Annotated in this window: 15 protein-coding genes and 1 other RNA gene; 13 read left to right on the top strand and 3 right to left on the bottom strand. The window is 33.7% G+C overall.

From position 1 onward, the window contains the following. Window positions 1-8: 8 nt before the first annotated feature. Entirely contained in the window at window positions 9-554 is a 546-nt protein-coding gene (locus B5D14_RS07810; RefSeq protein WP_078712042.1) for a DUF6568 family protein, read from the bottom strand. Window positions 555-649: 95 nt separating this feature from the next. Between B5D14_RS07810 and B5D14_RS07805 the strand changes: the two genes are divergently transcribed. Genes B5D14_RS07805 through B5D14_RS07795 form a run of 3 tightly spaced genes read left to right on the top strand, consistent with a single transcriptional unit; the run spans window position 650 to window position 2,127 of the window. Beyond that, window positions 650-1,198, top strand: coding sequence for a DnaD domain-containing protein (locus B5D14_RS07805; protein ID WP_159443760.1), 549 nt, complete (start codon window positions 650-652; stop codon window positions 1,196-1,198). Next, window positions 1,185-1,826 carry an endonuclease III gene (nth, locus tag B5D14_RS07800; RefSeq protein WP_078712040.1) on the top strand — a complete coding sequence of 214 codons (642 nt, stop codon included), beginning with the start codon at window positions 1,185-1,187 and terminating at the stop codon, window positions 1,824-1,826. The genes B5D14_RS07805 and nth overlap by 14 nt, the downstream gene beginning before the upstream one ends. Window position 1,827: 1 nt before the next feature. Next, a complete protein-coding gene (locus B5D14_RS07795; RefSeq protein WP_078712039.1) occupies window positions 1,828-2,127 on the top strand; it encodes a prepilin-type N-terminal cleavage/methylation domain-containing protein in 300 nt (99 codons plus the stop codon). A 63-nt stretch (window positions 2,128-2,190) separates the two neighbouring features. Here the strand turns inward: B5D14_RS07795 and B5D14_RS07790 are convergent, their stop codons facing one another. Then, window positions 2,191-4,965, bottom strand: coding sequence for a transglycosylase domain-containing protein (locus B5D14_RS07790; protein ID WP_078712038.1), 2,775 nt, complete (start codon window positions 4,963-4,965; stop codon window positions 2,191-2,193). Continuing rightward, window positions 4,962-5,540 (bottom strand): Holliday junction resolvase RecU, encoded by a 579-nt coding sequence (gene recU / locus B5D14_RS07785; RefSeq protein ID WP_078712037.1) that lies wholly within the window; start codon window positions 5,538-5,540, stop codon window positions 4,962-4,964. The genes B5D14_RS07790 and recU overlap by 4 nt, the downstream gene beginning before the upstream one ends. A 103-nt stretch (window positions 5,541-5,643) precedes the next feature. Between recU and B5D14_RS07780 the strand changes: the two genes are divergently transcribed. From B5D14_RS07780 to B5D14_RS07735, 10 genes are all read left to right on the top strand, one after another. Continuing rightward, window positions 5,644-5,961 carry a DivIVA domain-containing protein gene (locus B5D14_RS07780; protein WP_078712036.1) on the top strand — a complete coding sequence of 106 codons (318 nt, stop codon included), beginning with the start codon at window positions 5,644-5,646 and terminating at the stop codon, window positions 5,959-5,961. 6 nt (window positions 5,962-5,967) lie between these two features. Continuing rightward, window positions 5,968-6,310: RNase P RNA component class B (gene rnpB / locus B5D14_RS07775), an RNA gene on the top strand. Between the two features lie 95 nt (window positions 6,311-6,405). Further along, complete coding sequence (gene pgsA, locus B5D14_RS07770; RefSeq protein ID WP_078712035.1) at window positions 6,406-6,999, top strand: CDP-diacylglycerol--glycerol-3-phosphate 3-phosphatidyltransferase; 594 nt, start codon at window positions 6,406-6,408, stop codon at window positions 6,997-6,999. Between the two features lie 44 nt (window positions 7,000-7,043). Beyond that, window positions 7,044-8,075 carry a recombinase RecA gene (gene recA / locus B5D14_RS07765; protein WP_200804782.1) on the top strand — a complete coding sequence of 344 codons (1,032 nt, stop codon included), beginning with the start codon at window positions 7,044-7,046 and terminating at the stop codon, window positions 8,073-8,075. A 48-nt stretch (window positions 8,076-8,123) separates the two neighbouring features. After that, entirely contained in the window at window positions 8,124-8,435 is a 312-nt protein-coding gene (locus B5D14_RS07760) for a nucleoside triphosphate pyrophosphohydrolase (RefSeq protein WP_078712033.1), read from the top strand. 109 nt (window positions 8,436-8,544) lie between these two features. Continuing rightward, on the top strand, window positions 8,545-9,795 hold the full coding sequence (locus tag B5D14_RS07755) for an MFS transporter (protein WP_078712032.1): 1,251 nt from the start codon (window positions 8,545-8,547) through the stop codon (window positions 9,793-9,795). A 34-nt stretch (window positions 9,796-9,829) separates the two neighbouring features. Next, window positions 9,830-10,174, top strand: coding sequence for a DUF6054 family protein (locus tag B5D14_RS07750; RefSeq protein WP_078712031.1), 345 nt, complete (start codon window positions 9,830-9,832; stop codon window positions 10,172-10,174). Between the two features lie 86 nt (window positions 10,175-10,260). After that, window positions 10,261-10,854, top strand: coding sequence for a nitroreductase family protein (locus B5D14_RS07745; protein WP_078712030.1), 594 nt, complete (start codon window positions 10,261-10,263; stop codon window positions 10,852-10,854). Window positions 10,855-10,942: 88 nt separating this feature from the next. After that, window positions 10,943-11,407, top strand: coding sequence for a GyrI-like domain-containing protein (locus B5D14_RS07740; RefSeq protein WP_078712029.1), 465 nt, complete (start codon window positions 10,943-10,945; stop codon window positions 11,405-11,407). Window positions 11,408-11,419: 12 nt separating this feature from the next. Beyond that, a complete protein-coding gene (locus B5D14_RS07735; protein ID WP_078712028.1) occupies window positions 11,420-11,731 on the top strand; it encodes a hypothetical protein in 312 nt (103 codons plus the stop codon). The last annotated feature ends 12 nt before the right edge of the window (window positions 11,732-11,743 follow it).

Raw genomic sequence — 11,743 nt, 5'->3', positions numbered from 1 at the left:
CAATCTTTTTAGTTTGTAGGCACTAAGACTTCAGCATCTTTTTCTTCGAAGAGGCCAGACCAAATTTTATTTGTCATCATCCATTGTTTTAATTCTCGTGCACTCATTGGGTTTTCAATATCCCATTGAATGGAGTTGTTGATTGTTAATTCACCATTTGCGGTTGTTACAGATACAAATGCAGGATAGTTTTTAATTCCCCAGTCATCTGTTAATTGATTAATCATTAGGTTATCTTCAAGTTCAGTTACATCAACATAGTCAATTAACTCACTTAAACTACTTCCTTGTTCAGCTTCTAAAGTTTTCATTACTGTATTTTGAATATATTGGCAATCAGCACTATCTGGTTTACAGAAAAATAAATAAGATGTAGAAGAATCACCATTTGTTAATAAATATTCATTGAGTGCAGGATATGGAATAATTAGTGTATTACTATATGCCTGTACGATATTGTCGTTATTTTTAGGAGTGAAAAAACAATAGAAAACTAATAAAAGGCTAATTACTGTGCATAAACTCATTAAAGAAATTAAAAGCTTTTTTATCATTTATTTGTCACCTCGGTTGTAATAGTGTATCACTTTTCTTTAAATAGTGCAATTTTGTGAAGAAGTCTAGTATAATACTAGGTAGAGGTATGAAAATGAAATGGTATAAACAAACATATGTAAATCATCGTGATTGGATTCTTGAGAATTTAGAAGTATTAGGTTTATCAAATCAAGAAGCAATCATTGTCTTATTAATTGATTTCTTAAATTGTAATCAAATTAAGATTACGATGGATATTTTATCAAAAAAAGCAGCGATATCACAAGAAGATTTGGATAAAATATTAAGTGTATTAGCAGCTAAAAAATATTTGGAAATAAGAGCAACCAATAAACAAGTTTCATTTATTCTTGATGGGTTATTTGATATTGAGGTTGCGAAAACACAAAATGCTTTAAATAGTTCACTATTTGATTTATTTGAAACAGAATTCGCAAGACCATTAAGTAATGCAGAAATGATGAAATTAAGTGATTGGGTAAAAATGTATGATTCAAAACTAATTATTTATGCACTTCGTGAATCATCAATGTATCAAAAAGTAAGTATGAATTATATTCAAAAGATTTTGCAAGCGTGGAATGATAAAGGGATAACTGCTAAAATGATAGAAGAGGGAACTAAAATTGACATCGAATGAAATCTTGGACAAGCTTGAGGAAATGTTTCCAAATGCTGAGTGTGAACTTATTCATGAAAATCCATTTCAACTTGCAGTAGCTGTAGTACTATCAGCACAAGCAACTGATGTTTCTGTTAATAAAGTGACTCCGGAATTATTTAAAAAATATCCAACACCACAGACGATGGCAAAGGCGGATATAAAAGACATTGAGAAATACATTAAAACAATCGGTCTTTATCACAACAAAGCAAAAAGTATTTTGGGATTAGCGCAAGGTTTAGTTGGTGAGTTCGATGGTGTAATGCCTCAAACAATGGATGAGCTAATCACACTTCCAGGGGTTGGAAGAAAAAGTGCGAATGTTATTTTGTCGGTATGTTTTGAAGTGCCTGCAATTGCAGTCGATACACATGTTGAAAGAATTTCAAAACGTTTAAAATTTGCTTATAAAAATGATACAGTCTTAGAAGTTGAAAAAAAACTTATGAGAAAGATAGATAAGAGTCGTTGGAATCGTGCACATCATTTGTTTATTTTCTTTGGACGCTACTTCTGTACTGCTAGAAATCCAAAATGTGATGAATGTCCATTTACTGAACAATGTTGTGATACGAAAGCAAAAAAAATGAAAGGAATTGTGTAGTATGAAAAAGGGATTTACATTAGTTGAAATGATTGTGATTATTGCGATTATTTCCATCTTAGCATTATTAAGTGCACCTGAAATTATGTCTACTATTGAATCAAGTAATGCTCAAGTGTGTAAAGACCACCAAAAAGCAATAATGAGTGAATACTATGCAAAAGCACCCTATACATCAGGAGATATCTTGGGAGAGATTTTAGTAGAAAATGCAAATGAAATTTGTCCTAATAACGGTTTAATAAGTAGAATAGATAATAAATTATCTTGTTCTAAACATGGAAGTTATCTCGATAATTAAAGTAAAAAAACCAATTCAGTTGAATTGGTTTTCTTATTATTTGTTGTATTATCAATACCCAAATCACGGTGTCGTTGTCGGTGTTGGGGGTGTTACTGCTGGATCAGTAGGTGTTGGTTCAGGTTTTTTATCAGTGTGGCAACCACCATCATACCAATATTTACCTAGAGCGATACAACCAGGTTCGCTTGTTTCATCTGGTTGTTTCTCATTACAGGTATTGTTCCACCAGAATTTTCCAGAGGCAACACATCCTTCTTGATTTGATGTATCATGTGCAATATTGACTTGTACATCTTGGCAAATTTCATTACTTGGTGTTCCTAACCAGTCGTAGGCATAGAAACCACAAACTTGAAGTGTATGATTACCACCACCAAGTCCTAGGTTTTCTGACCATGTATCTGTTTCAGATACAACTTCTTTAATGACAGATCCACCTTCACTAATTCTAGCTTTATAACGAATTGGTCCAAAAATCCAAGTGTAATCGAAGATACGAGCTCCCCATGCTTCTACATAGGTACCATTTGCATTTAGACTCAAATCCATTGTTTCTGGTGCTACTTGAAGTTGATCTGGATTAGGGTAAGCACCCCATTGTATCGATACAGTACCATCATTACTTCCAGAAGCATTGAAACTATTTAACTGCTCAACATTTGCGGTTTCAGGTGATACAAGTGTTGCGAATTCATTTTTAATATATCCCGTAGTTACAAAGCGAGGATCCATGCCTTCAATCGTTGCAGCATAAGGCCATGTACCTAAGATGTGAGTAATTTGAGTAACCCCTTCAGGTTTTGCTATTGCTGCAGGTTTAGATTCATCGCTGGTAACGCTAAGTAATGCTCTACTAATTTTACCAGGAATATTCATATTACTTTTTGCGGATGTGAACCAAGTCTCTTTGTCCTTAACCCCTTTTTCATATCCAACCCAAACAACATTGGTTACTTCTGAGGTTTCAATGACCATCCATTTATCTTTGGCAGCACCCTTAGGAATGTTGAATTGCAATCCATCAGTTCCCCAGTCAGTTGTCCCTGTCTTACCATAGACTTGGTAATCTTTACCCTTACTAACCATTTGCATATAGTTTGTATAAGGTGCATAAGGTGCTTTACTCATTAAGTAAGCAGTTTGGTAAGCAGCTTCTGCACTAAGTACTTGTGTACCTTGGTATACAGGTTCTAGTGGTTCTCTACCATCTGAGAATTCAATACGTGATACTGTATGTGGTTTATAATAATTACCACCATTCATCATTGCAGCTTGAGCTGCAGCCATTTCAAATACATTACATTCGAAACTTGAACCACCAATAGCGTATCCAAGATCGAATTTATCAAGTGTTACTTTTGAGAAACCTAAATTTTGTAGGTAATCTACAACTTTATCTCTACCTATTGATAGAATAACATCATCTAACGCTTGCATAGCAGGGGTATTCCATGAATTACCTAATGCTGATTCAAGCGTAATTTGTCCATAATACTTACCATTAAAGTTCTTAATAACTTTGTTTGTACCACGATATGCGATAGGTCTATCAGTAACGACATGACTTGTTGACCAACCTAAATATTCAAAGGCTAATGCATAATCTAGGAAAGGTTTTACAGCAGATCCTGGTTGTTTGTATTGGTCAGTTGCATGGTTTAGTAATAAACTTCCACCACGACCATAGTTACGTCCACCACCCACGGCAATGACTTGCCCATTTTGGTTATTCATAGAAACCATACCGATTTCCATTAATTCATCAGGGAATTCAATACCTTCATATGAATCGGATTGGATTTGGTCCATTGTAGCTTGTACATCTCTATCCATGTAAGTATAGATTTTCATAGATGATGATGTAGGATCAAGTCCAGTTAATTCTTGTACTTCACGGATTACTGTATCGATGTAGGATTGATACGCATATTCTTCGGATGTGTTTGCATCAGATTTTCTTGTATTTGGATCAACAAGCAAATCTTCAACTTTGATAGATTTTGCAAGTTCTGCTTCTTCTTTGGTAATATAACCATGACGCAACATCATATTAAGAACAGTGTTACGACGATTTGTAGCATAGTCTAAGTATCTAAATGGATTATAAAGACCTGGAGCATTGACAACACCTGCAAGCATTGCTGATTCAGGTAATGTTAATTCACTAACATCTTTATTAAAATAATAATTTGCGGCTTTTTGAACACCACGAATATTACCAGTTCCACCGAAGTTTGATTTGTTTAAATACATTTCAAAGATGGCTTTTTTATTTGTGTTGTTTTCTAGTTCTAAAGCCAATGCGATTTCTTGAACTTTACGGGCAACACTCTTAGCAGCACCAATTCCACTTTCATCATCCATAAAGTAAGTCATTTTTGTAAGCTGCATGGTTAGGGTAGAACCACCTTGAGAGAAACTTAAAGATTTTAAGTTCTCTAACATCGCTTTACCAAAACGAGCCATATCAAATCCATTGTGTCCAAAGAAACGAGAGTCTTCAATGGATACAAAGGCATCAATTAATGAAGTAGGAATTTGATCATAGGTAACATTTGTACGAATTTGTTTACCAACATCGGCAATGAGTTCACCGTTTTGATCGTAGATTTGAGATGATTCTTTACTCTCATATTGATTGATATCAAATGCAGGTTTGTCAGAGAGCATATTAAACAGAAGGAATAATCCTGCACATCCAACAATAATTTCACATGTAACTAAAATTGTGATAATCAGTGCAACGAGATTTCTTTGATTTACTTTTCTTTTTTGTTTTGGTTTTTGTGTTTTATTTGGTGCTGTTTTTGTAGTTTTTCTTTTTTTCAGTGTCATTTTTGTCCTCCTAAATAGAGTTGGTCAATTACCTTTAAGTAATCAACCCGAGGGCATAAGCCCGTTGGTATCAAAATTGCCTCTTGTTTAAACCAATCATAAGGCAAAGATCTTTTTTCACCAGAATATGCTTCTATTACTTTGTGTGCTTCAACAAAGTAAGTTTCATTATACTTCGAAAATCGAATTATGACAAAAGCTATTGCGCCATGGGATAAAACACTCTTTAAATGTTTTATTTGGTGAGGATGAATACTTGAGAAAGGAAATGATGTTTTGCTTGAACATTCTTTAGCTTCAAAATCGATTGCTTTTCCTTTATAAACACCATTGTAATCGGTAGTACTAGGAACCTTAAAATAAGCCTCTGATATCTTTGCAGCACTTCGTTTAGGGTAGTCTACTGTAACAATTTGTACTGGTGTAGGCTTCTTATGAATATTGGCTTTTTCCACTTCTAAATAAAAATCATTAGAAAGATTGATATCATTCTCTAATGTCATTCCGCGGTTGGTTGCAGAAAGAGTTTTATCTGTTGTGTTTTTTTGTTTCTTACCATTTGGGTAATTAATCATATTATCACCTTGTACTATTATACATTTTGAAGTGAAAAATTGGAAGATATATTGATTTTAGTGGGTGGGTTTGTCATAATGTTAAGTATGGAGGAAAAAAGGTATGTCAACTAAATTAAATCTTGATATTCAAACAATCCTTGATAAACAATTTAATATCGATTTTAAAGGGTATAGTGCAACAGAAGTAGATAGCTTCTTGGATATGGTCTTAGAAGATTATGAAACTTTTCAAGATGTAGCAAAATCCTTAAATGATAAAGTTGTTGAACTTGAACGTATCAACGCAACACTTCGTGCTCAATGTATTGAGTTAGAAGGAAAATCACGTTTAAATGACGAAGGTGGACAAAGTGTATCTCAATTGGATATTCTTAAACGTCTTTCTCGTTTAGAACAAGCAGTTTATTCAAAAGAATAAATCATCTCACTCGGGCAATCGCTGATGTTTCGGCATTAGAGGAAAGTCCATGCTCGCACAATCTGCGATGATTGTAGTGTTTATGCTAGCCCAATCAATAAGGCTAGGTAGGGAAAAAACCTAACGGCTGACCAATTACCTAAGGGAAACTATGGTAAAAGGCTTTAAAAGTGTCACAGTGACGGAGTCTATAGGGAAACTTATAGAGTGGAACGAGATAAACCCCATAAGCGAGAAACCCAAATTTGGTAGGGGAATCTTTCATGACTAACTTGAAGAAATGAAAGGATACTGAAAAGTATAGATAAATGGTTGCCACCCGCAAGGGGACAGAACATGGCTTACAGAGTGTGAAAATTAAAGAGACATTAAAATGTCTCTTTTGTTTTACTTTCAAAGGGAAACTTGATATAATTTCAAGCAGGAAGAGTAAGGAGATATAACATGAATTTACCCAATCGATTAACCGTTATCCGTATATTATTAATTCCAATCATTGTTTTGATTTGGATATTTCCATATGCACAGTTTAATATTGTACTTCCAACATTTTATGTTGGGCAGGTATCAATTTCATTAGTGAATATAATTTGCTTAGTTATTTTTGCAGCTGCAAGTTTTACTGATTACTTGGATGGTGCAATTGCTAGAAAAAGAAACTTAGTGACTACTTTTGGTAAATTTGCAGATCCAATTGCAGATAAACTACTAGTAACAACAATGTTTATCTTATTTGCAGCTCAAGGAATTATTCCAGTAATTCCAGTATTAATTATGGTTATACGTGATACCATCGTGGATGGATGTCGTATGATTGCATCACAAAATGGTGTTGTTGTAGCAGCTGGTTACTTAGGTAAAGTAAAAACAGTTTTACAAATGGTAAGCATCATTCTTATCTTATTAAATAATATTCCATTTGAAATGTATCGTTTACCAATATCTGATTTTGTCTTATGGTTTGCAGCATTTGTATCACTTGCAAGTGGAGTTTCATATTTTAATCAAATGAAAGAGTATATTTTCGAAAGTAAATAGGGGAAATACCACCTATTGCATAAAATATGTTGAAGGAGAAAAACATGGCTGAAAAAGAAGTAAAAAAAGATGCTTTATTAGAAGAAGCGTTAAAACAAATTGAGAAACAATATGGTAAAGGAAGTATCATGAAATTAGGGGATCGTGCTAATGTTGAAATTGATGCGATTGGTAGTGGATCAATTGCACTTGATTATGCATTGGGTATTGGTGGTTATCCTAAGGGAAGAATTGTAGAAGTTTATGGACCAGAATCTTCAGGTAAGACAACAATTGCATTGCATGCGATTGCAGAGTGTCAAAAAGCGGGTGGTCGTGCGGCATTTATTGATGCGGAAAATGCAATTGATCCAATGTATGCAAAAGCATTAGGGGTTAATATTGAAGAATTAATTCTTTCTCAACCAGACTCGGGTGAGCAAGCTTTAGAAATTACAGAAGTTTTAATTAAATCAGGGGCAATTGATTTAATCGTAATTGACTCTGTTGCAGCACTTGTACCACAAGCGGAATTAGATGGTGAAATGGGTGATGCCAATGTAGGTTTGCAAGCTCGTTTAATGTCAAAAGCGATGCGTAAGCTTGCGGGAGTTATGAATCGTTCAAGTACAACAGCTATTTTCATTAATCAATTACGTGAAAAAGTTGGAATCATGTTTGGTAATCCAGAGGTAACACCAGGAGGAAGAGCACTTAAATTCTATTCTTCTGTTCGTTTGGATGTAAGACGTGGTGAAGCAATTAAAAATGGTACAGATGTAATTGGGAATAAAGTAAACATTAAGGTAGTTAAAAATAAAGTAGCTCCACCATTTAAAATCGCAACTGTGGATATGATGTATGGTGAAGGAATATCAAGGCAAGGTGAATTAATTCAAATGTCTGCAGACTTTGATATCATTCAAAAAGCAGGTGCTTGGTTTAGTTATAAGGGAGAAAAAATTGGGCAAGGTAAAGAAGCAGTTCGTGCTTTCCTAATTGCAAATCCTGAAATTGAAGCAGAAATTATGACACTTCTTAAGGCAAAATTATTTGCACCAGCAACTGAAGAAGTAACTGAAAAAGAAGAAGCATAAATACTAAAGGCAATCATAAAAATTGCCTTTTTTCAAAGGAGAAGTGGAATGTACAATAAACTAGTTCGAGATAAAATACCTGAAATCATAGTGAGTCAGAATGAAATACCAGTAACTGAGATACTCTCTGATGAAAGATTTCAAGAGGAGTTAAAAAGAAAATTAGTTGAAGAAGTGAATGAATATCTTGAAAGTGGTGAAGTTGAAGAATTGGCAGATATTATGGAAGTTGTTTATGCACTTTCAAAAAATGATGGAATAGCAATTACTACATTAGAAGAAATTAGAAACCACAAATACAAAGAGCGTGGAGGATTTGAACAAAAAGTCTTCTTAATTCAAAAAAGTAAAAAAGAATGATAGAGGTATCGAAGGATGGAAACATCCTTTTGTTTTGCAAGAGGATTGCATATTCAATGACTTAGATGTAGATTGAAAGAGTAGTACTTGATAAGGAGCAACACGATTTATGGATAAAAAGAGTTATGGAGAGTTTTTAAAAGATAAAAACTTCCTGCTATATCTAAGTGCTAATTTAATTAACCGCTTTGGAGATTCACTAGATAGTATCGCTTTTACATGGATTATTTATACAATTACTGGAAGTGCATTTTGGTCAGCTCTCATATTTGGAATCAATCGTTTACCGACAATCTTACTTCAACCCTTTATTGGTGTATATGTGGATAAATTAAATAAGAAGATGATTTTAATTGGTTCTGATATTGTGCGTGGAATTTGTGTCACGATAATTGCGATAGGTATTTATTCAGGATGGCTTAATGAGTATCATTTGTTATTTGCGACGATTATTATCTCAACAGCAGAAGCTTTTCGTATGCCAGCTGCAGCTTCGATGTTACCTAGTTTACTAAGTCCGGATAAGTTTGAACAAGGAGTATCCTTAAACAATGGATTGATGCGGACAATAGAATTTAGTGGTCTTGCTAGTGCAGGTGTCATTATTGGACTATTTGGTATGCTAAGTGCTGTTATCATTGATACGATTACTTTCTTTATTTGTGCATTGTTGATGGTATTTGTAAAAATGAAACCAAAGGTGCATCAGGTTTTAGAAGAAAGTGAACATTATTTTGATCGCTTAAAAGAAGGATTTAGTATCATTAAAAACAACAAGGTCATTACTTATATTTTGATTCTTGCAACGTTTATGAATGGCATCTATGCACCTTTAAACGCATTGGAGGCACCGCTTGTTAAAGAAATATTGCACTCTGGTGAAATCATGTTATCTGTGATTGGACTTAGCTTAACACTAGGTGGTGTTATGGGTTCATTCCTGTTTCCTAAAGTAAAAAAGAAGTTAACAGAGTATCGCTTAATTCGATTGGGAGCTTTTGCACTAATTATCATGTATTTGGGACCACTTATTTTTGGACGACTGATTGCAAATGACAAACTAATGTATTTTGTAGTCTTTGTGTTTGGTGTATTTTGTGGAGGAGCAGTTGCTTTGCTTTATACTTTTGTAGGCGTTCTTACAATTCAATCAGTAAAACCAGAATATTTAGGACGCATTAATTCGATTATTTATGCATTGTCTTCAGCATCAATACCAGTCGCTTCTTTTCTTGTAAGTCTTGCAGTCAATGTAATGAGTACTGAAATGGTCTTAATGGGTTGTGCTTTAATCAGTATTATTTTCTTCTTTACAATGTGTAGTAAAAGAGTGTATCTTGCAATGATGAAGAGAAATTAGTATAAACGAGTTAAATAGAAAGTCAGGGAGAGTTATGAAAATAGAGAAGTTTAAAATTGAAAAGGAAAACGGTCTACAATTGATTCAAATAATAAAATCAGATTATAAGCGTGAATTTCCAGATTGTTTTATTGAATCCACATCAATCAATGATGTAATTTCAATCAATATTTTTATGGAACAATACTTTTTTAGAAATAATTCATCGACAGGTGTTTCTGTTTCGCTACTTGCGAGTGAGCAAAAAATTGAAGTACTTGTTGTTTCACTTGGAGCAGGTTCGGGTATATTAGATTTATCATGGGGTGCTGAAAACAAAAGCGTAAAAGGGATTCACAAATTCTTTATTGACCATGGATTTGAATGTACCTACTTCTAATAAAAGAGCACTTTTCTTGATAAAAGAAATTAGTTTGTTATGGTTAGAGTATAAACAACATATCAAACAAGAAAGGATGTGATTTTATGGAGTTTATTGAAGCAATGAAAAATAGAAGAACTATTTATGGTTTAAATAATGAATTACCCATCAGTGATGAGGAAGTAGAAAAGATTATTAAGGAATGCGTATTGCATGTACCATCTGCATTTAATTCTCAAACAGCTCGCGTTGTCTTAGCATTAGGTGATAATCATAAGAAAATTTGGGATATTGTACTTGAAACATTACACAGGATGATACCCGAGGATAAGTGGCAACCTACTGATGAAAAGATTGCAGGGTTTGCATCAGCACATGGAACAGTTTTATTCTTTGAAGATCAAGAAAAGGTAAGTGAGTTACAAAAAGATTTCCCTCTTTATAAAGATAACTTCCCATTGTGGTCAACACAAAGTAGTGGCATGGTTCAATGGGCTGTATGGACAGCATTGGAAGAAAGAGGACTAGGTGCAAATTTACAACACTACAATCCCCTTATTGATGAAGAAGTTCATGCAACATTCAATTTACCTACTTCATGGCGCTTGATGTCTCAAATGCCAATAGGAGGCATTACTGCAGGAGCAGGTGAGAAAGAATTTGATCCAATTGAAAATCGATTTATTGTATTTAAGTAAGAATGAATAATAATTCATTCTTTTCTTTAAACCTGACAGAAGATGACAACTGAACTTTAGTAGAATAATGTTAGAAACGGAGAATATTATGGTAAGAATATCAAATATTACAATTAAAGAATACCCACAACATTATTTTGTTGCGATTCGAAAGAACATTGATTTTATGAAAGAGTTTAGTTTGTTTAGTGAAATATCGCTTCATTCAATTCAAGAATACTTGAATAAGCAAAATAGGTTAATAATGGATGGACCCATGGTTTACTTTCACAATATGGATTTAGAGAACTTGGATGTTGAGGTAGGTTTTCCAGTACTAGAAGTAGTAGAAGCAGATTCTGAAATTGCAATTAAACAAATAAATAAACAAAAAATTGTAACTGCAATTGATCTGGGAAAATATGAAAATCAAGATCCAACCCTAGAAGATTTATTTGGATTTATACAAGAACATCATCTAAAACCACAAGGTGCAATTATTTATCAGTACTTAAATGAAACGGAGCAATCATCAAATCACTATCTAACAAAAATGATGATACCTATAAAATAAAGGGGCGAAAGTATGAAAAAAACAGCGTGGATTATCACTTACAAGTTGAAGAAAGGTGTTGATGAAGAAGATTTTATAGACGCAACACAATGCCTTCATGATGAAGTTTTATCAAAAGCGAAAGGATTTATTTTTTGGCAACAATATAAACAAGAGTCAACATGGACTGATTTTGTAATGTGGGAATCGACAGATGATGCGAATAATGGACTTGATGTGGGTCATGGAACTATACAAGCAAAACATTTTTATTCTTTTATTCAAATGACGACATGTCGTATGACGATTTCGGAGTTTGTTAAGCAATACGAAAGATCTCTTTAGAAATACTTTACA

The sequence above is a fragment of the Anaerorhabdus furcosa genome (assembly GCF_900167375.1).
Taxonomy (GTDB): domain Bacteria; phylum Bacillota_I; class Bacilli_A; order Erysipelotrichales; family Erysipelotrichaceae; genus Anaerorhabdus; species Anaerorhabdus furcosa.
Note: the sequence above shows the minus strand (reverse complement) of the source record. Positions and strands in the feature narration are given on the sequence as shown.

Excerpts from the sequence above, each read along its gene's own strand:
- B5D14_RS07810 (WP_078712042.1), bottom strand. The coding sequence starts at position 554 with ATGATAAAAAAGCTTTTAATTTCTTTAATGAGTTTATGCACAGTAATT.
- B5D14_RS07805 (WP_159443760.1), top strand. The coding sequence starts at position 650 with ATGAAATGGTATAAACAAACATATGTAAATCATCGTGATTGGATTCTT.
- B5D14_RS07795 (WP_078712039.1), top strand. The coding sequence starts at position 1,828 with ATGAAAAAGGGATTTACATTAGTTGAAATGATTGTGATTATTGCGATT.
- B5D14_RS07790 (WP_078712038.1), bottom strand. The coding sequence starts at position 4,965 with ATGACACTGAAAAAAAGAAAAACTACAAAAACAGCACCAAATAAAACA.
- recU (WP_078712037.1), bottom strand. The coding sequence starts at position 5,540 with ATGATTAATTACCCAAATGGTAAGAAACAAAAAAACACAACAGATAAA.
- B5D14_RS07780 (WP_078712036.1), top strand. The coding sequence starts at position 5,644 with ATGTCAACTAAATTAAATCTTGATATTCAAACAATCCTTGATAAACAA.
- pgsA (WP_078712035.1), top strand. The coding sequence starts at position 6,406 with ATGAATTTACCCAATCGATTAACCGTTATCCGTATATTATTAATTCCA.
- recA (WP_200804782.1), top strand. The coding sequence starts at position 7,044 with ATGGCTGAAAAAGAAGTAAAAAAAGATGCTTTATTAGAAGAAGCGTTA.
- B5D14_RS07760 (WP_078712033.1), top strand. The coding sequence starts at position 8,124 with ATGTACAATAAACTAGTTCGAGATAAAATACCTGAAATCATAGTGAGT.
- B5D14_RS07755 (WP_078712032.1), top strand. The coding sequence starts at position 8,545 with ATGGATAAAAAGAGTTATGGAGAGTTTTTAAAAGATAAAAACTTCCTG.
- B5D14_RS07750 (WP_078712031.1), top strand. The coding sequence starts at position 9,830 with ATGAAAATAGAGAAGTTTAAAATTGAAAAGGAAAACGGTCTACAATTG.
- B5D14_RS07745 (WP_078712030.1), top strand. The coding sequence starts at position 10,261 with ATGGAGTTTATTGAAGCAATGAAAAATAGAAGAACTATTTATGGTTTA.
- B5D14_RS07740 (WP_078712029.1), top strand. The coding sequence starts at position 10,943 with ATGGTAAGAATATCAAATATTACAATTAAAGAATACCCACAACATTAT.
- B5D14_RS07735 (WP_078712028.1), top strand. The coding sequence starts at position 11,420 with ATGAAAAAAACAGCGTGGATTATCACTTACAAGTTGAAGAAAGGTGTT.